Consider the following 18,493-nt stretch of genomic DNA (forward strand, 5'->3'; position numbering starts at 1 on the left):
GGGCCTTCGGTCGCGGACGAACCGGACCGAAGGCCCCTCGCGTCAGCCCCGCGCCGCCACCGCCTCGCCCGCTCCGAGGGAGGCACGGGCGGCCAGGATCCCGGCGGCGGCCACGTCCGCCCCGGCCAGGAGCGGCGAGGGCACACCGGGCGTGGCCCCGATGGCCGACCCGGGCTGCACGGCGCCGGCCGGGATGCCGAGCACCGTCACGCGCTCGTCCGCCGCGCCGTCGTCACCGACGAGGTGGAACCCCTCAGAGGTCACGTCGAGTGTGCCGCTGGAGACCGCGGCGCCGCCCGAGCCGGGCCACCGGTGCAGACGCGCCCGCCCCGAACCCAGCAGTGTCCGCAAGAGCGGATCGTCGGTGTCGGTGACCACCCCCTTGGACATGCGCGTCTCCACGAAGGCCCGCGCCCGCACGGGTGCGCGCCGCACCGACGTGGAGCGGCCGACGAACAGCCCGTCCTCGAACTCCACGGAGGAGCCCTCGCCCAGGAGTTCCACCACGCCCGCGTCGATCAGCGCCAGCACCTGGGCGGCCCGGTGCGGAGGCGGCCCCGACGCCAGGGCCAGTCCCAGCGGCGTGAACCAGCCCGCGACGTCGCGCGCCACACTCACGCCGTCCAGCGCGCCGAGCTTCACCAGGCGCTGCACCGGCCCACGCAGCGCCGCCATCGCCCGGTTCACGGCGTTGCGCGGACTCCTCTCGGGGTCGTCGATGGTCTCCAGTTCCTCCTCCGCGAAGCGCGCGACCTCCGCACGCCACTTCGCCTCCGACATCGCCGCCCCTCCGGGGGACGACGGTGAGGGCCGGTCCAGCCGTCCCGTCCACAGACGCAGCCGAGGGTCGGTCACCGCCTCCGCCACCACCGCGTCCACGCCGTCGGCGTCGGCCTCCTCCAGCGCGGACAGCAGCTCACCGCGCCCCAGGCCATCGCGCACGGCCTCCGGCCGGTGCTCCAACAGCACCGACAGATGGGCCCAGGCGAACTCGCGGGCCAGCTGCGGCCACACCGCCGTCCGGAAGTCCTGCGAGGACCCGGTGGCCACCCGCGCGAACCACTCCCGCGTCGCCAGCACCGGCTCGTAGCGTGGTGGGAAACTGTCGGCGTAGGCGGCCTTGGCGCGGTAGGGGAGCCCGCGGCGCGACCCCGCGACCAGCAGCGGTTCGTCCCCGCCGGGCAGGTAGCGCAGCCGGGCCGGACGCGCGGGATCCCCGGCCGGGACGAAGCGTCCGCCCCGACCCTGTGTCAGCAGCGCCACCACGTCGAAGAAGTTCGCGCCCAGCCCCGTGACCAGCACGGTCTCACCGCCCGGCACACGGTCCCAGTCACGTTCGGCGGGCATGCCCGGCTCCACGTACACCAGTCCGTGCCGCTCCGCTGACGTCGACAGGGACCGGACCCGGGGCGAACGACGCGTCTGCACCATGCCCTGGGCCAGGACCACCGAGGGCGCCGCCAGCCTGCGGCCGTCCTCCAGCACCACGGTGCGCCAACCGCTCCCGGCGGACTCCAGGTCCACGGCCGTGCCGAGGACGGGGGTCAGTTCGACCCGGCCGGTCGCCACCGCGTCCGCCAGCTGCTCGTCGTAGTAGACGCCCTGGAGACGCCGGGAGGGGTAGGTCCAGGGACGCAGCTCCGCGATCTCCCGCGCCGCCCACGCCGGGCGGTCGGCCCGGACACGGTCGTCCGAGGCCCACCGCACCAGGTCGGGGCCGGGCACGACGGGCCCGTCCATGGGGGTGCTCTCGTCAGCGTGGATCGTGGTGTGCGCGCTGTAGGTGTTGTTCAGCAGCAGGGGCGACTGGTCGGTGCGCCAGGTGGCGCCAGGACCGACCTCCACCCGGTCGACCACGGCCACACGCACGGGCCGCTCGCCCCCGCCCAGCCGGGCGGCGAGCCGTACCACCACCGCGACGGCTCGGGGGCCGCCGCCCACCACGACCGCGTCGTAGCGCTCGTGCGCACCGTGCCCGGCGATCCGGGCGAGGTCGTCGCGCGCCGGTGCGCCGGTGTCCTGTGTACCGCTCATGGCCCGTCCGTTCCGTTCGCTCCGGCAGGGGAGGGCTCCAGCACGGACGGCCGTACCTCCACCACTCCACCATCGCCGCTGGTCACCCGCACGTCCAACCCGTACACCGAGCTCAGCACCCGCGGGTCGTAGGCCTGCGAGGGGGGACCGTCGGCGACGATGTAGTGGGTGTCGCACGCTTGCCGCCTCACGCAGCCGGGTCGTCGTCTCCGGGGCACCCCACCGTGCAGGAGGGTTGCCGTCCAGCGAGCCGGAACTTCGCGCTGGAACTCTTGACCTGAAAATCAACTTAGGCGATAGGAAATATTCGCTACAAGGGATCGGGTGAGTGAGGAAGGCTACAGAGCTCCGCTCCAGGCCGGGCCGTGATTGGGTGGGTCCGCTGTGCGCCGACACGACACCGGGGGAGAACCGTGCGCTGGACCGTTCACTCCGAGAAGCCGCTGTACACCGACCAGTGGTTGGACGTCCGGATCGCGGACGTGGAGATCACCGGCGGGCGGCACCTGGAGCACCGGCTGATCCGGACGTCGCCCGGGGCGGGCGCGGTCGTCATGGACGAGGAGGACCGGGTGCTCCTGGAGTGGCGCCACCGGTTCATCACCGACACGTGGGCCTACGAGATCCCCATGGGCGGCGTCGAGTCCGGTGAGAGTCCCCAGGACGCGGCGGCGCGTGAGGTGCTGGAGGAGACGGGCTGGCGGCCGGGACCGTTGTGTCCGCTGGTGTACGTCCAGCCCACCCCGGGGATCTCGGACTCCGCCCACCACGTCTTCTTCGCCGACACCGCCGAGTACGTGGGCGATCCCGCGCAGGACTGGGAGTCGGAGCGTGTCGAGTGGGTGCCGCTCGCCGACGTGCCCGGACTCGTGGCGGGGAGGAGTCTGGTGGCGGGAACCTCGATGACGGCCCTGCTGTACCTGTACGGGGTGGGGCGCCCGACCCCGTGAACCCGCGGGCCGTGCGGTGGCCTGGCGGGCGAAGGTGAGAACTTGGGCAACCGCCTGCGAGGTCAGGATTCCAATGGCTACTGTGGCCCCACTCGTCCCTGCGATCGTGAGGTGGCCCGTTGGTTCACGAGTCGTTGTTCGGTCTCCCCGAACTCTCCCCGGTGCCGGTGGTGATGAGCCTGGACGCCCAGCGGTACGAGCGGATGTGGAGTGGCGACAGGACCCACGAGTTCCGGCGCCGCTTCCTCACCGGGGCGCCCGCCCAGTGGTTCGTGTACCTCACCCGCCCCGAGGGGCGGCTGTGCGCGGTGATCGACCTGGGGGCGGCGATCGTGGACACCCCGCGCGAGATCGCGCGGATCGCCGAGCGCGAGAGCCCGGGTGAGGGGGCCCTCGTGGAGGAGTACCTGGCCGGGGGCGGTGAGGTGGGGTACGCGATGCCCGTCCGGCGGGTGCGGGAGTTCTCCGGTTTCTCCGACCCGGAGCTGGACCGGATGCTCGACGGCTTCCATCCGCCCGAGGGTCATGTCCTGGTCGACGACCATCCCGGCTGGCGGGCGGTCTGCGACAAGCTGCTTTCCGGATCCGTGCTTCGCGAGACCGCGATCTGTCCCGTGTACTGACGGCGCCTCCGGTGGCGGCACGCCGCCGGTGTGGGTAGGTCCTCCCGTGAAACGAGGAGGATCTATGGCCGCATGCGATCACGACTGGACCTCAGGTCCCAACGGCGGAACGGAGCAGTGCTCGAACTGCGGGGCCATTCGGTCCCGGAACTACTGAGTCTCCACGGCCCGAACGGCCACGCGGTCGCAGTCCGCGCAGTCGGTCCGGCACGGGGCGCCGAAGTTGTTCATGCTCATGGACTTGCAGCGGACGCACACCAGACGCCTGCCACCCGGTGGGTCGTGACGCCACTCGTGATGGCCGCGGCGGCAGATCCCCGAGGGGAGGATGCGGGTGGGGTCGCTCGTGCTCATGAGGACACCGTAACCGTGGAGTACACGGACGGGGAAGGGTGCCTCCGGAACGTCACCGAATGCGCCGCATCCGACGGTTGGGGAGAAGTGCCCGACCGTCGGACGCGCGTCCGGCACCCGGGCCGGAGAAGGTTCCCCCGCGCCGTGATGGAGGGGGAACCCGTGTGGGAAGGGATGGGGGAGACAGCGGACCACAAGTAGTTTAAGATTCAACTTGTTGCACTGAGTGGCCAGCCGGACGAGAAAGGGTGAAGGACATGGACGTGCGTCCCTCGGGGATTCACCACGTGACAGCGATCGCGAGCGACCCACAGGCCAACGCCGACTTCTACCTGAACGCGCTGGGCATGCGCATGGTCAAGCGGACGGTGAACTTCGACGCCCCGGAGACCTACCACTTCTACTACGGGGACCGCGCGGGCAATCCCGGCACCATCATGACCTTCTTCCCCTGGCCCGACGCGCCCAAGGGCAGGATCGGCGCAGGTCAGGCCACCACCACGACCTTCTCCGTCCCCGAGGGCTCCCTGGGCTGGTGGGCCGGGCACCTGGCCGCGCTGAACGTGCCGGCCTCCCGCCCGACCGAACGCGGTGAGGAGGACGTCCTCACCCTGCGGGACCCGGACGGACTCGTCATCGAGCTTGCCGCCAGCGCCGACCACCACGACACCGAGCCCTGGGACGGGGGAGCGGTCCCCGTCGACCACGCCATCCGGGGTATCCGCGCCGTCACCCTCACCGAACACGACGCGGACGGCACCGCCCTGATGCTCGGTGACCAGCTCGGTTTCCACCTGCAGAGCGAGAACGGCAACCGGATGCGGTTCCGGACCAACGACACCGGCGACGGCGTCGGCACCATCGTCGACGTCGTGGCCGACCCCCGGGCCGAGCGGGGCGTGGTCGCCGCCGGAACCGTCCACCACGTCGCCTACCGTGCCCCGGACACACCCGTGCAGGAGTCCTGGCGCCAGCGCCTGGAGGACGACGGCGTGGGGGTCACCGAGATCCGCGACCGGACGTACTTCACGTCGATCTACTTCCGCGAGCCCGGCGGCGTGCTGCTGGAGATCGCCACCGACGGCCCGGGGTTCGACTACGACGAACCCCTGCTCGAACTGGGTCGCTCGCTGAAGCTGCCGCCGTGGCTGGAGCCCAGCCACGAACAGATCGCCGCCCGCCTGCCGCGTGTGGAGGTCGACCAGTGACCACACCCGCGACCTCGGTCGAGGACTTCGTCCACGTCTTCGAACCGGCCACCGCGCCGGACGCGCCGACCCTGCTTCTCCTGCACGGGACCGGCGCCGACGAACACGACCTGCTGCCCCTGGGCCGTGCCCTGGCGCCGGGCGCCGCGCTGCTGTCCCCGCGCGGCAGGGTCGACGAGAACGGCATGAACCGCTGGTTCCGTCGTCTGCGGGAGGGGGTCTTCGACGTCGAGGACCTCATCGGGCGCACCGCCGAGCTGGCCGCTTTCGTCGAGGCCGCCACCGAGGCCTATGACCTCGACCCCGCGCGGATCGTGGTGAGCGGGTTCTCGAACGGTGCCAACACGGGTGCCGGGCTGCTGCTGCTCCACCCCGGACTGGTCGCGGGCGCCGCGCTGTTCGCGGGCGGCGCCCCGCTCCAGGGGCGCGAACCCGCTCCGGTGGACCTGTCGGGGACGCGGGTGTTCCTCGGCAACGGCGTGGCCGACCCCATCACGACCATCGACCAGTCCCGCCTGCTCGCCTCCCAGCTGGGGGAGCGGGGCGCGCGGGTCCTGGTCCGGGAGCACGCCGGGGGACACCAGCTGACGCCGGAGGTGCTGGCCGAGGCCCGGGACTGGTTCGCCCACGAGGAGTTCTGAGCTCGCCCCGAGGGACAGGCACGGGGGCCTGGCCCTCGGGGACCGCCCAGCCGCGGTGACGCCCCCTGCACCCGGGCGTCACCGCTTCTCTTCGGCCAAAAGTGAATCTACGTCGTAAAGCTGGCCGTTCCAAGGGGTGTGCGCCCCTGGAAGCAACGAGGCAGCAACGGACGAAACCATTCCAACCTGTGTAAGGGGACCACCGCTCCGGTCCCGTGACAAAGCGGTACGCGTCAGTGGCTAGATTGGCTCGCGCCCCGTTCCCCGTCATGGAAGACACCCGATGATCCTCTCTTCTCACACCGCACGGCTCCGGTGATGGACCCCGAAATCCTCGGACTGCTGTTGCTCGCAGCCGTCGCCGCGGGCTGGATCGACGCCGTCGTCGGGGGAGGGGGCCTGCTCCTGCTCCCGGCCCTCATGGTCGCCGCCCCCAACGCGCCCCTGGCCACGCTGCTGGGCACCAACAAGCTCGGCGCCGTCTTCGGCACCACCTCCGCGGCCATCGCCTACGCCCGCAAGGTGAGGATCGACCGCCGTGTTGTGGTCCCCACCGCCGGGCTGGCCCTGCTCGGTTCCGGGCTGGGCGCCGCCCTGGCCACGGCGCTCACCGCCGACGTGCTCAAACCGATCATCATGGTCGTCCTGGCCGGGGTCGCCCTGCTGGTGGTGTTCCGACCCGCCATGGGCACCTCACCCGACCCGGCCCTGCGCACCCGCAACCGGATCCTGGCGGCCCTGGCCCTGGCCGGGGTCGGCGTGAGCTTCTACGACGGCATCATCGGCCCCGGCACGGGCGTGTTCCTGATCATCGCCTTCACCGCGGTGCTGGGCATGGACTTCCTCCAGGCCTCCGCCTCGGCCAAGATCGTCAACGTGTGCACCAACCTCGGCGCCCTGGTGGTCTTCGGGCTCGGCGGCCACGTGGACTGGCTGCTGGGCCTCGGGCTGGCGGTCTGCACGATCCTGGGAGCCCAGGTCGGCGCCCGCATGGCCCTCCAGCGGGGATCGGGGTTCGTCCGCGGGGTCCTGCTCGTGGTGGTGCTCGCCCTGCTCGCCCGCATGGGCTGGGACGTCTTCGCCTGAGCGCACGGGTCCCGGCTGCCCACCACCGAGGCAACCGGGCCCGGCCGTACCGGCCCCTACACCGCCGGGTCGGCCCCGCCCGTCAGCGCCGCGGTGACGTCCTCGATGATCCGGTGGGCCCCGTGGTAGTTGGCCGACCCCCAGAAGTCGTGGTCCACCCGGTACACCCGTTCGTTCTCGACAGCCCCCAGGTTCGCCCACAGTCCGCCGGAGAAGGTGGTGGGCGCGTCCGGATACCCGGAACCGGCCAGGACGAACACCGCGTCACCGTCCGCCCGCTCGAGGTCCTCGTAGCTGTGCGGGATGAAGTCGGTGTCGCCCCCGCCCTCCACCTGGGTGTCCGGGCGGGCGAAGCCCAGGTCCGCCACGATCTGCCCCGGGAACGACTCCGGTGTCTCCAACCGGATCTCGGTGTCGCTCTGCAGACGCACCAGGGACAACTCGGTCCCGGCCGGATCCACCCCGGCCCCGGCCAGGTCGGTCCGGGCCCGTTCGATCGCCGCGTCATAGGAGGCCACCGCCTCCTGGGCCCCGTCCTGCGCGTCCAGGATCCGTGCGACCTCCTCCAGATGACCGCGCCAGGAACCGGTCCCCTCCCACTCCACAAGGACCGTGGGCGCGATCGCCTCCAGGTGGTCCACCATCTGGGCCTGGGTGCCGTTCGGCGTGCTCACCCCGATGATGAGGTCGGGCGCGGCGTTGGCCAGCTCCTCGATGTTGACGTCGTCCTCCACGGGCGAGCTGGTCACCAGGGTCAGTTCGGCGCCGTCCGCGTCTTCGGGTAGGAAGGGAGCCAGGCCCTGGTCGGCCTCACCGGGGGTGCCCATGGTTGCGACCGCGTCGTGGCCCAACAGGGTCAGGGCCGCAAGGGTGGGGCGCCACAGTACGGCGATCCGCTCGGGGGAGTCGGGGATCTCCACGCTCCCGTTGGCGCCCTCGACCGTCCGGGTGCCGCCGGACCCACCGTCGGCACCGACGTCGGAACCCACGCCTTCGGAGCCGCAGGCGGTCAGCGTCAGGGCCCCGGCCAGGGCGAACACGCTCAGAGAGCGCGACGGGCGTGTGAGTTCGGGCATCTGAGGGGACCCTTCCGTGCGAACAGGATGTAGGTAAGGCTAACCTGTCCGGGTGGGTTTTGGCCGATTCCGACCAGGACCTCCGCGACGCTCCGCCGGTCCCACCACGGGCGAGCCTCTCCACAACACACCCAGCACACCCAGTAAGATGAACGGGGAACCCGTGGCCCTGCGCGCGCCCGCGCCAACGCGCCCCACCCTCACCAGACGCGTCATCCGCCCCATCGGCCTCATCATCGCCCTGGGCGTTCTCGCCGTCTGCGCGCTCCTCAGCATCACTGTCGGGGCCAAACCCATCCCCGGTGCCGACGTGTGGGCCGCCCTGACCAACTACGACGGCTCCTACGACCACGACGTCATCCGCACCCTGCGCGTCCCCCGCACGATCATCGGGATCTTCGTCGGCGCCGCGCTGGGGCTGGCCGGTGCCCTCATGCAGGCCCTGACCCGTAACCCCCTGGCCGAACCCGGCATCCTCGGAATCAACTCCGGTGCCGCGGCGGCCGTGGTCGTGGCCGCCTTCGTCTTCGGCGCCAGCGGCTCCTCCCTGGTCTGGCCCGCCTTCCTCGGCGCGGCCATCGCCGCGATCGCCGTCTACGCCCTGGGCTCACGCGGCCGCGCCAGCGCCACCCCCGTGCGCCTGGCGCTGGCCGGAACGGCGCTGGCCGCCGTCCTCCAGGGGATCATCCACGGCGTCATCGTCCTCAACGACTTCGTCTTCGACCGCATCCGGTTCTGGCAGGTCGGCTCGCTGACCGGACGCGACCTCGACCTCTTCCTCCAGGTCGCGCCCTTCCTCATCGTCGGCATCCTGGTGACCCTGGCCCTGGGCCCCTCCCTGAACGCCATGGCCCTGGGCGACGACCTCGCCGCCACCCTGGGCGCCAGGATCCCCCTGATCCGAGCCGGAACGGCCGTGGGCGTCATCCTGCTGTGCGGAGCCGCCACCGCCGCGGCCGGACCCATCTGGTTCGTGGGCCTGATCATCCCCCACGCCGCCCGCGTGATCACCGGCCCCGACCAGCGCTGGCTCCTGCCCTACGCGGCCGTCCTGGGCGCCATCCTGCTCACCGCCGCCGACACCGTCGGACGTGTCATCCTGCCCAGCTCCGAACTGGAGGTCGGCATCATCACCGCACTCGTCGGGGCGCCCCTGTTCATCGCCCTGGTCCGCAGCAGAAAGATGGCCCAGCTGTGAGCGACACCCTGACACATCCACCCCGCACCGGCGGGCCCGAGCGCCTCACCCCTCGCGGCACCCGCGCCTGGCGCTCCCGCGGCGGCCGGGTCTCCTTCCTGATGCGCCCGCGCACCCTCGTGATCAGCCTGACCCTGATCGCCCTCACGCTGGCGACCCTGGTCGTGTCGGTGGCGGTCGGCGACTACGAGATCCCGCTCTCGGCGGTCCCCGCCGCCCTCATGGGGTACGGCGAACGGCTCGACGTGTTCTTCGTGCAGGGGGTGCGCCTGCCCCGGGCGCTGACCGCCATCGGTGTGGGAGCCGCCCTGGGCATCGCCGGGGCCGTCTTCCAGAGCCTGTCCCGCAACGTCCTGGGCAGTCCCGACATCATCGGGTTCACCTCCGGTGCCGCCACCGGTGCCGTGGCCGCCATCCTCATCCTGGGCGCCGGACGGGTGGTGGTCTCACTGGGGGCCGTCGCGGGCGGTCTGATCACCGCCGGTGTCGTGTACCTGCTGGCCATGAAGAACGGTGTCCAGGGGTACCGGCTGGTCCTGGTCGGCATCGGTATCAGCGCCATGCTGGCCTCGGTACGCGACTACCTCATGACCCGCGCCGAACTCACCGACGCCCTGGGCGCGCAGATCTGGATGATCGGCAGCCTCAACGGCCGGGGGTGGAGCGAGACCGCCGCCGTGTGGATCGGCCTGGTGGTGTTGGCCCCGGTCATCTTCGCCGTGGGGCAACGCCTGCGCTTCCTGGAGCTGGGCGAGGACACCGCCCGGGGCCTGGGCGTGAACGCGCAGTCCACGCAGATCATCGCCCTGGCCGCCGCCAGCGCCCTGACCGGTGCGGCCATCGCCGTGGCCGGGCCGATCGGCTTCGTGGCCCTGGCCGCGCCCCAGCTGGCCCGGCGCCTGACCCGCACCGGCGGCACCACCCTGGTCGGGGCCGCGCTCATGGGTGCCGCGTTGCTGGTCCTGGCCGACCTCGTCGCCATGCGCCTGTTGGCTCCCACCCAGCTGCCGGTGGGGGTCGTCACCGCCGTCATCGGCGGCAGCTACCTCATCTGGCTGCTTTACACCGAATGGCGCGGTGGCCGGGCCTGACCGTCCGCGCCCCGCATCCTGTTCCCAAGCCGCCACCGCCGAGCCGCACCCGAAAGAGAACGATGACCGACGACGCCAGCAACCGCCTCTCGGGCCAGGACCTCACCCTGTCCTACGACCAGCGCGTCATCTCCCGCGACCTGGCCGTGCGCATCCCCGACAACTCCTTCACGGTCATCGTCGGGCCCAACGCGTGCGGCAAGTCGACGCTGTTGCGCGCGCTGTCGCGCACGCTCAAGCCCGCGCAGGGCAACGTGCTCCTGGACGGGCAGGTCATCAGCTCCTACCCGGCCAAGGAGGTGGCCCGCCGGTTGGGCCTGCTGCCGCAGTCCTCCATCGCCCCGGACGGCATCGGTGTGGCCGACCTGGTGGCCCGGGGCCGGTTCCCGCACCAGAGCTTCCTGCGCCAGTGGTCCTCCCAGGACGAGGCCGTGGTCGCCGAGGCGATGGCGGCCACCGGGATCAGCGCGCTGGCCGACCGGTCCGTGGACGAGCTGTCCGGTGGCCAGCGCCAGCGGGTGTGGCTGGCCATGGTCCTGGCCCAGCAGACCCCGCTGCTGCTGCTGGACGAGCCCACCACGTATCTGGACATCGCCCATCAGATGGACATGCTCGACCTGTGCGCCGACCTGCACGCCGAGCAGGGGCACACCCTGGTCGCGGTCCTGCACGACCTCAACCACGCGTGCCGCTACGCCACCCACCTGATCGTGATGAAGGACGGTGAGATCGTGGCCGAGGGCGAACCCGCCACGGTGGTCACCGCCGACCTGGTGGAGAAGGTGTTCGGGCTGCCGGTGCGGATCATCCCCGACCCCGAGACCCACACGCCGATGATCGTCCCGGTCGACCGCAGGGGCAGGGGCCGCGAGGGCCACTGAGGAGTGCGTCCGGTCCGGTCGGACCGGACGCCGTCCCCGCTCAGCGCTCCAGGAGACCGCGCAGGTGCGCCACCACCCCGGCCGGGTCCTGCTCGGCCATGAAGTGTCCGCTGCTCACCGTGGCGTGCCGCAGGTCGCTGGCCCACGCGCCCCACAGCGCGGCGGCGTCGTACCCCAGGGCCGCGCCCCAGTCCTGCTGGAGCACCGTCACCGGCATCCGAAGCCGCCGCCCGGCGGCCCGGTCGGCCTCGTCGTGCTCGACGTCGATCCCGGCCGAGGCACGGTAGTCGGCCACGATCGAGTCCACCGCCCCGGCACTGGCGTCCAGGTAGGCCCGGCGCACCTGGCCCGGGATCGCGCCCGGCTCGGTGGCCCACGCGTCCAGGAAGTATCCGAAGAACTCCTCCGCGCTGGCGGAGATCATCCGCTCTGGCAGACCCGGAGGCTGGGCCATCAGGTACAGGTGGAAGCCGACCGCGCCGCGCACCCCGCTCAGCGCCTCCCACATGTCCAGGGTCGGCAGCACGTCCAGGCTGGCCAGGTGCGTGACCACGTCGGGGTGGTCCAGGCCGGTGCGCACGGCCACCAGCGCCCCGCGGTCGTGACCGGCCAGCGCGAACCTGTCGTGGCCCAGGGCCCGGGCCAGCTCCACCACGTCCGCGCCCATGGTCCGTTTGGAGTAGACCTCGGGCCCGATTGCCTCGGGCTTGTCGCTGTCCCCGTATCCGCGCAGGTCAGGGCAGATCACCGTGTGGTCGGCCGCCAGGTCGGCGGCCACGTGCCGCCACATCAGGTGGGTCTGCGGAAACCCGTGCAGAAGCACCAGGGGCGGCCCCGACCCTCCGACAGCCACGTTCAGCGACACCTCGGGCGCCACCCGCACCCGCTCGTACTCGAATCCCTCGATGACCGGAGCCATACGTCCGCCTCTCACTCGTTCCTTCCGGGGTCGAACCCAGCCTTTCGCCCCCCGATGAGCAACCGATGAGCGACCGCACGGGCTGGCGCACGGGTGCGCTCGGCCGTGGGACCACCCCCCCCCGGACCGTCCCGTGCCGCCCACGGTCGGAGGCCGCACCCACCGGCCGTCAACAGTCACGATCGACACCCCCGGACCCGGCCGGAGCGCGCCACGGACCCGCGCAGCCGCCGCACACCGGACCGCGTCATCGCTGACCAGCCGGTACCTTGACCACGACGCACACGACCAACACGGGGGAGGGGTGCCGGTGCGGGTCGGCTTCGGGGTGCTCGGCCCCGTCACCGCCTGGGACGGGACCGGGGAGGAACTCGCGCTGCGCGGACCGCGCCACCGCGCGGTCCTGGCACGACTGATCCTCGCCCGCCGCCGCGTCGTGCCCGTCGACCTCCTCGTCGACGACCTGTGGGAGGGAGCCCCGCCCCCCGGGGCCATCAGCGCCGTGCGCACCTTCGTCGCCGCGCTCCGCCGCGCACTGGAACCCGACCGGCCACCGCGCACCCCTGCCACCCTGCTCACCACCCGGGGCCCCGGCTACGCCCTCGACGCCGCCCCCGACACCGTCGATTCCTGGTTGTTCGAACAACGCCTCCAGCACGCCGCCGCCCTGCCTCCCGAACAGGCCCTGCCCCGACTCCAGCAGGCCCTGGACCCCTGGCGCGGCCCCGCCTACGCCGACTTCCCCGAAGCCCCCTGGGCCCGCACCGAACGCGCCCGCCTGGCCGAACTGCGCCTGGGAGCCCTCGAACACCTCGCCCGCACCCGACTGGACCTGGGACTGGCCGCCCGGACCGTCCCCGACCTGGACGCCCACGTGGCCGAACACCCCTGGCGCGAGGACGCCTGGCGACTGCTGGCCCTGGCCCTGTACCGCACCGGCCGCCAAGGGGACGCCCTGGGAGTGCTCCGCCGGGCCCGGTCCCTGCTCGTGGAGCAGTTGGGCGTGGACCCCGGACCCGCACTACGCCGTCTGGAACAGGACATCCTGCGCCAGGCCGCCCATTTGGACCCCGACACCTTCGCGGAGCCTCGTCCGCGCGGGACCACCGGCACCCCTCCGCTCGGCCCGCCCTCCCATGGCCCCGGCTCGTCACGGCCCGCGGACGAGGGGGACGACCTCGGCGACCAGCTGTGGAACCGGGCGGCGGACGCCTACCGGCGCACCGTCACACCAGGAGCGCGGGTCCGGCTCGAGTCCACCGTCAGCCTGCTGCGGGACCTCGCCGTCACCGGCCCCGAGGGGCTGCTCACCGCCCGTGCGCAGCGCCTGGCCGCCGTCACCGCCGCCGAGGAACTCGGCGACCCCCTCCTGACCGCGCGGGTGATCGGCACCTACGACGTCCCCGCCAACTGGACACGGGTGGACGACCCCGAACGCTCCGCCCGGGTGGTCGCCGCCGCCGAACGCACCCTGGCCGCCCTGCCCGACACCGGGCACGAGGGCGCCCGCGCCCGGCTGTCAGCCACCGTCGCCCTGGAGTCGCGCGGCACCCGTGGAGCTCGGGGACCCGAGGCGGCCTCCGAGGCGGAACGGCTCGCCAGGGACCTGGGCGACCCCACCCTGCTGGCCTTCGCCCTGAACGCCCGCTACATGCAGACCTTCCACCGGACCGGGCTGGCACCCGAGCGCGACGCCCTGGGCTCCGAGCTCATCGCCCTGGCCACCCGGCACGACCTCGTCACCTTCCGGATCCTGGGCCACCTGATCCGGGTGCAGTCCCTGTCCGCGCTGGCTGACTGGTCGGGCGCCGACCACCACGACCGGGCCGCGCTGGAGCTGGGGGAGCGCCACGAACGCCCGCTGACCGTGGTCTTCTCCCGCTGGTACCGGGCCCTGCGGGCCGCCGCCGATCACCGGGTCACGTCAGAGAGCGCTCTCAGCGCCCTGCGCGACGCCTCCGCCGGGCTGCGCGGCGCGGGTATGCCCGGACTCGAACACGGACTGGAGCCCCTGGCGCTGCTGTGCCTGCGTCTGCGGCGTGGACTGCCCGCTCCCACCGGCACCGACGTCGACTACGGCCCCCACGAACCCTGGGCCCGCCCCCACGTGCTGCTCGCCCGACACCGGACCGACGAAGCCGCAAGCGCGCTGTCGAGCCTGCCGGAGCCACCGCGCGACCTGTTGTTGGAGGCCCGCTGGGCGTTGGCCGCCCGTGCCGCCATGGCCCTGGGGGACCGTGCCCTGATGCGGCGGGCCCTGACCGAGCTCACCCCGGCCGTCGCAGAGGAGGCCGGCGCGCAGACCGGGATACTCACCCTGGGTCCGGTGGCCGACCACCTCGACGCCCTTCGGCGGGCTCTGGGCACCTGAGTGGAACCTTTGGGACATTTGAGACTTCTTGTCTCCACCCCCCGGGGCTGGACCCCAAAAGTATCAACAGGCGAGTGGAAGGTTGAACTTGAGGGAGAGCCTGGCTGGACGCCCCGGGCGGGGGCCGAAGCCCCCGCCACCCGGCTAGGCGCCCGACAACTCCAGACGCAACACCAACGACACCAGCTCCACCACGACCTCCTTGACGGACTCCCGCTCACGGGCGTCACACAACAACACCGGGACCCCCTCGGCCACGTCCAACGCCACCCGCACGTCCTCCGCGCGATGCGTGCGCTGACCGTCGAAACAGTTCACCGCCACCACGAACGGCACCCCACGCGACTCGAAGAAGTCGATCGCGTCGAAGGAGTCGGCCAACCGCCGCGTGTCAGCCAGCACCACCGCGCCCAACGCCCCCTGCGCCAACTCCTCCCACATGAACGAGAACCGCCGCTGACCCGGTGTCCCGAACAGGTACACCACCGTCGACTCGTCCAACGTGATCCGACCGAAGTCCAACGCCACCGTCGTCGTGGTCTTGCCCTCCACCCCGTCCAGATCGTCCACACCCACGCTCTCGGAGGTCATCACCTCCTCGGTGTGCAACGACTCCACCTCACTCAACGCCGAGACCAGCGTCGTCTTGCCCGCCCCGAAACCACCCGCGACCACGATCTTCAACGTGTCCGGAACGGGACCACCCTGGGCCACAGAGCCCTCCATCAACACCTCACAACTCCCGGATGCGTTCCAGGACGGAACGCAACGTCCGCGCGTCCGGCCGCTCCCTCTCCCAGTCCGAGGTGTGCACCACCACCAGACCCTGATCCAGGAGATCGGCCAACAGGACCCGCAACACCCCCAACGCGAACCCCGAACGCGAAGCCACCTCCGCCACCGACACCGGGCGCGCACACACCGACAGGATCAGCTCCAACTCCGGGTCCACCTCCCGCCGATCCACCGACGGAACCGCCACCACCTGCGAAGTCATCGAGAAATCCGACCGCGAGGGACGCGTACGGCCCCCCGTCAACGAGTACGGGCGAATCAGACTCGACTCCCCCGACCACCCCTCCTCCGCAGGCACCGACCTCACCCCGCACCTCCCCGCCTCCGGGGCAGCGCCGACAGGTACGGACCCACCTGCCGCACCAGACGGTTCACCTCGAAGGCCGCCTGCCCCATGTCACACGAGGCGTCCGCCACCAACGCCAACTGCGCGCCCTGCCCAGCGGGCAGCACGAAGAAGAACACGTTGTCCATCTCCACCACGCACTGGCGCACCTCGGCCGCGCCCACCTGCGCACGCGCACCCCGCGCCAGACTCGCGAACCCCGACGCGATCGCCGCCAGCCGCTCACCCTCCTCGCGCTCCACACCAGCCGAACACGACAGCAGCAACCCGTCCGCCGACAGCAACAGCGCCTGACGCGCCCCCGCCACCCTCTCCACCAGGTCACCCATCAACCAGTCCAGCCTCTGACCCGCTGACGCCCCGTCCACACCGCTCCGACCCTCAGCCGTGGTCCCAGCCGACACCGACATCACCCTTCCGCACTCTCACCGTGGCGCGACCCCTGCTCGGGCACACCCTCCGCCGCCTCCTCGCCGGTGGACACCGCACGTCCGCGCTCCGTACCGGCCTGGAAGGCACTCATCATGGACCTGATCTCCGACAGCGAACGCTGCCCACCGGTGACCCGCTCCGGCCCCGGGCCGGGCCCGTCGTCACCGGCCTCCGCCACCCCCGGGGCCGGGGGAGGGGTCGAGCGTCGACGCTGACGCACGGGCAACCCCATGTAGGTGCCCTCCGGCGTGGGGGAGGGGGTCGGCCCGCTCTGCCCCTCCTCCCCGGGAACGACCACGGGCCGGGCACCCTCGGCGCCCGAACCCACCTCGTCCGTGCCGCGATCCCCCGGGCGGAACCGACGGGCCAAGCGCGGCGTACCGACGTTGGGGGCCACGGAGACGGCTCCAGCCGTGGGGGAGTGGCCCGAGGCCTCCTCACCCGCGCCGATGCGTCCGCCATGGGGATCGACCCCCTCCCCAACGCCCTGCGGGCCCACCGGCTCGACACGGCGCATCGGCCCGCCCTGGTGGTCGCGCTCCACCAACACCGGACCGGGAAGACGCACCAGCGCCCTCGTCCCCTGGTACGGGCAGGCCCGCAACTCCACCACGAACCCGTGCCGCGCCGCGATGGTGGCCACCACGAACAACCCCAGCTGCGAGTCCTCCCGCATCCGCGCCAGATCGAACCGCGGCGGCTCGGCCAGCAACGCGTTCGCGGACTCCAGCTGGCCGACGGTCATGCCCAACCCCTCGTCCTCGACCTCCACCAGGCAGTCGCCGCCCTCCAACGCCCGACCGCCCACGGACACCTCCGTCCCCGGAGGCGAGAAGGACGCCGCGTTCTCCAGCAGCTCCGCGACCAGCCGTACCAGATCCGACCCCGCCTCCCCGGACAGCGCCACCCGCGGAAGGGCCAACACCCGCACCCGGGCGTAGTCCTCGATCTCGCCGGCCGCCGCCCGCACCGCCTCGTGCAACCCCACCGAGGCGCCACCGGGACGTGAGGGACGGTCACCGCTGAGCAGCATCAGGTTCTCGGCGTTGCGCCGCATCTGCGTGCTGAAGTGGTCGATCCGAAACAGCGACTCCAGCACCTTGGGGTCGGTCTCGCTCCGCTCCAACCGGTCCAGCAGCGACAACTGCCGGTGCACCAGCGACTGCGTACGCCGCGTGATGTTGCGGAACACGTTGCGCACGCCCGCCCGCACCTGCGCCTCCTCCACGGCCGCGACCACCGCTGCCCGCTGGGCGTCGTCGAAGGCCTCTGCCACCTGCCCGAGCTCGTCACGCCGCTCACCCGCCAACCGGGGCGCCTCGACGTCCACGTCCACGCTCTCGCCCGACCGCAGCCGCGCCGTCACCTGCGGGAGCCGGAAGCGGGCGTGGTGCAGAGTGTGCGTTCGCAGGTCCTGGAGACGGCGCCCGAGCCGCTGGGACCCGGTCACCGCCACCACGACCGAGGCCAGGGCCACCGCGAGCGCGACCACACTCACCAGCAGCACGCTCAGGAGCAGATCCCGGGAGTGCGCGTGGCCCGTCTCCACGATCTCGACCATCCGCGCGTGCTCGACCGCGCGCAGGCGCTCGTCGAGGGCTCCGGTGGCCTCGCTCCAGCTGCGGGAGTCGACGGGGACGCGGGTGTCGGGTCCGCCGGGGTTGCCGATGACGATGTCCTGGAGGTTGTACACCGAACGCTTCTGGGCGGAGCCGTTGAGTTCCTTGTAGTCCTGGCTGCGATGGCTGCCGGTGGCGGGCTCCACCTGGGTCCAGGTGTGGCGCTGGGCGCCCGCGGCGGACGCGAACCGTGTGTGGGCCCGGGCCGTGAAGGAGTCGGTGGCCATGGAGTGCGCCAGGACGGCGTCCTGCTGGCTGAGGTACTCGCGGGAGCGCAACAGGGAGGTGAGCGAGCGCAGGTGGGGGGAGAGGGCGACGTCGGTGCGGTCGACCTGGGCGTCCCAGATCTCCAGCCCGGACTCGATCATGCGGTTGTAGGGCTGGGCGGCGACCTCCAGGGCGTCGACTCCGGGATCGAGGGTGTCGACCACCTCGGTGCGGTGGCGTTCCAACAGGTTGAGCTGGCTCTGGAGGGTGAGGACCTCGGCGGGCAGGTCGCCGCGGCCGAACCGGCCCAGGGCCCGGTCGAGGGTGAGAGCGCTCTCGTCGGTGGCGGTTCGGGCGGCCTCGAGCTGGTCGAGTTCGCCGCGCGTGGGCCGGTGGGCCACGCCCATGGTGGCGCGCCGCTCCCGCTGAAGGTGGGTGAGGACGTCCACGACGGGCTCGCCGACCTCGTCGATGAAGGCCGTGGTGGCGCCCAGATCGCGGATGTCCGTGGCCAGGACGGTGCTGAAGACCGCCCACAGGGCCAGCAGGGCGGTGCTGGGGAGGAGCACCAGGCTGACCATGCGGGCACGAAGCGAGGAGCGCTTCTCGTTGGGCATGGGCTCGCTTCCGGGGGGAGGGGCGCGCGTGGCTGCTCGCGCAAG

17 protein-coding genes and 1 riboswitch are annotated in these 18,493 nt (G+C 72.2%); of the genes, 9 read left to right on the plus strand and 8 right to left on the minus strand.

Translation table 11 applies throughout. From position 1 onward, the window contains the following. Window positions 1-42: 42 nt before the first annotated feature. The gene (locus ADX84_RS11215) at window positions 43-2,034 is read right to left on the minus strand and encodes an FAD/NAD(P)-binding protein (RefSeq protein WP_082206398.1); all 1,992 of its coding nucleotides are present in this window, start codon (window positions 2,032-2,034) and stop codon (window positions 43-45) included. 170 nt (window positions 2,035-2,204) lie between these two features. Further along, a riboswitch (SAM riboswitch) is annotated at window positions 2,205-2,312 on the minus strand. Window positions 2,313-2,447: 135 nt separating this feature from the next. Between ADX84_RS11215 and ADX84_RS11220 the strand changes: the two genes are divergently transcribed. Then, window positions 2,448-2,984, plus strand: a complete 537-nt coding sequence (locus ADX84_RS11220; protein ID WP_049571781.1) for an NUDIX hydrolase — start codon at window positions 2,448-2,450, stop codon at window positions 2,982-2,984. Window positions 2,985-3,103: 119 nt separating this feature from the next. Continuing rightward, window positions 3,104-3,607, plus strand: a complete 504-nt coding sequence (locus ADX84_RS11225; RefSeq protein WP_234003924.1) for a hypothetical protein — start codon at window positions 3,104-3,106, stop codon at window positions 3,605-3,607. A gap of 150 nt (window positions 3,608-3,757) precedes the next feature. Here the strand turns inward: ADX84_RS11225 and ADX84_RS11230 are convergent, their stop codons facing one another. Beyond that, on the minus strand, window positions 3,758-3,961 hold the full coding sequence (locus ADX84_RS11230; RefSeq protein WP_049571784.1) for a hypothetical protein: 204 nt from the start codon (window positions 3,959-3,961) through the stop codon (window positions 3,758-3,760). A gap of 257 nt (window positions 3,962-4,218) precedes the next feature. On the opposite strand from ADX84_RS11230, the gene ADX84_RS11235 reads away from it, so the two are divergent. From ADX84_RS11235 to ADX84_RS11245, 3 genes are all read left to right on the plus strand, one after another. After that, window positions 4,219-5,169 (plus strand): ring-cleaving dioxygenase, encoded by a 951-nt coding sequence (locus tag ADX84_RS11235; RefSeq protein ID WP_049571840.1) that lies wholly within the window; start codon window positions 4,219-4,221, stop codon window positions 5,167-5,169. Further along, window positions 5,166-5,810 carry an alpha/beta hydrolase gene (locus ADX84_RS11240; protein WP_049571788.1) on the plus strand — a complete coding sequence of 215 codons (645 nt, stop codon included), beginning with the start codon at window positions 5,166-5,168 and terminating at the stop codon, window positions 5,808-5,810. Before ADX84_RS11235 ends, ADX84_RS11240 begins: the two co-directional genes overlap by 4 nt. A 318-nt stretch (window positions 5,811-6,128) precedes the next feature. Then, window positions 6,129-6,896, plus strand: coding sequence for a TSUP family transporter (locus ADX84_RS11245; RefSeq protein ID WP_049571791.1), 768 nt, complete (start codon window positions 6,129-6,131; stop codon window positions 6,894-6,896). 56 nt (window positions 6,897-6,952) lie between these two features. Here ADX84_RS11245 and ADX84_RS11250 read toward each other — a convergent pair whose 3' ends face one another. Then, the gene (locus ADX84_RS11250; protein ID WP_049571794.1) at window positions 6,953-7,972 is read right to left on the minus strand and encodes an iron-siderophore ABC transporter substrate-binding protein; all 1,020 of its coding nucleotides are present in this window, start codon (window positions 7,970-7,972) and stop codon (window positions 6,953-6,955) included. A 163-nt stretch (window positions 7,973-8,135) separates the two neighbouring features. Between ADX84_RS11250 and ADX84_RS11255 the strand changes: the two genes are divergently transcribed. The 3 genes from ADX84_RS11255 to ADX84_RS11265 all read left to right on the plus strand — a co-directional run bounded on the left by ADX84_RS11255 (window position 8,136) and on the right by ADX84_RS11265 (window position 11,142). Next, complete coding sequence (locus ADX84_RS11255) at window positions 8,136-9,170, plus strand: iron ABC transporter permease (RefSeq protein WP_049571799.1); 1,035 nt, start codon at window positions 8,136-8,138, stop codon at window positions 9,168-9,170. After that, window positions 9,167-10,261, plus strand: a complete 1,095-nt coding sequence (locus ADX84_RS11260) for an iron chelate uptake ABC transporter family permease subunit (protein ID WP_049571802.1) — start codon at window positions 9,167-9,169, stop codon at window positions 10,259-10,261. The genes ADX84_RS11255 and ADX84_RS11260 overlap by 4 nt, the downstream gene beginning before the upstream one ends. A 62-nt stretch (window positions 10,262-10,323) precedes the next feature. Then, window positions 10,324-11,142, plus strand: a complete 819-nt coding sequence (locus tag ADX84_RS11265) for an ABC transporter ATP-binding protein (protein ID WP_049571805.1) — start codon at window positions 10,324-10,326, stop codon at window positions 11,140-11,142. A 40-nt stretch (window positions 11,143-11,182) separates the two neighbouring features. On the opposite strand, the gene ADX84_RS11270 is transcribed toward ADX84_RS11265, so the two are convergent. Next, on the minus strand, window positions 11,183-12,061 hold the full coding sequence (locus ADX84_RS11270; protein WP_049571807.1) for an alpha/beta fold hydrolase: 879 nt from the start codon (window positions 12,059-12,061) through the stop codon (window positions 11,183-11,185). Between the two features lie 310 nt (window positions 12,062-12,371). Here ADX84_RS11270 and ADX84_RS11275 point away from each other — a divergent pair, with 310 nt between their 5' ends. Next, a complete protein-coding gene (locus ADX84_RS11275; protein WP_049571809.1) occupies window positions 12,372-14,432 on the plus strand; it encodes a BTAD domain-containing putative transcriptional regulator in 2,061 nt (686 codons plus the stop codon). Window positions 14,433-14,576: 144 nt separating this feature from the next. Here the strand turns inward: ADX84_RS11275 and ADX84_RS11280 are convergent, their stop codons facing one another. The 4 genes from ADX84_RS11280 to ADX84_RS11295 are packed head-to-tail and all read right to left on the minus strand — an operon-like array spanning window position 14,577 to window position 18,448. After that, window positions 14,577-15,158, minus strand: a complete 582-nt coding sequence (locus tag ADX84_RS11280) for an ATP/GTP-binding protein (protein WP_026129038.1) — start codon at window positions 15,156-15,158, stop codon at window positions 14,577-14,579. A gap of 7 nt (window positions 15,159-15,165) precedes the next feature. Continuing rightward, a complete protein-coding gene (locus tag ADX84_RS11285) occupies window positions 15,166-15,534 on the minus strand; it encodes a DUF742 domain-containing protein (protein ID WP_017543389.1) in 369 nt (122 codons plus the stop codon). Beyond that, a complete protein-coding gene (locus ADX84_RS11290) occupies window positions 15,531-15,983 on the minus strand; it encodes a roadblock/LC7 domain-containing protein (RefSeq protein ID WP_049571812.1) in 453 nt (150 codons plus the stop codon). Before ADX84_RS11290 ends, ADX84_RS11285 begins: the two co-directional genes overlap by 4 nt. Further along, window positions 15,983-18,448 carry a nitrate- and nitrite sensing domain-containing protein gene (locus ADX84_RS11295; protein ID WP_049571815.1) on the minus strand — a complete coding sequence of 822 codons (2,466 nt, stop codon included), beginning with the start codon at window positions 18,446-18,448 and terminating at the stop codon, window positions 15,983-15,985. Before ADX84_RS11295 ends, ADX84_RS11290 begins: the two co-directional genes overlap by 1 nt. Between the last annotated feature and the right edge of the window lie 45 nt (window positions 18,449-18,493).

Source organism: Nocardiopsis sp. SBT366, from assembly GCF_001083815.1.
GTDB lineage: Bacteria > Actinomycetota > Actinomycetes > Streptosporangiales > Streptosporangiaceae > Nocardiopsis > Nocardiopsis prasina.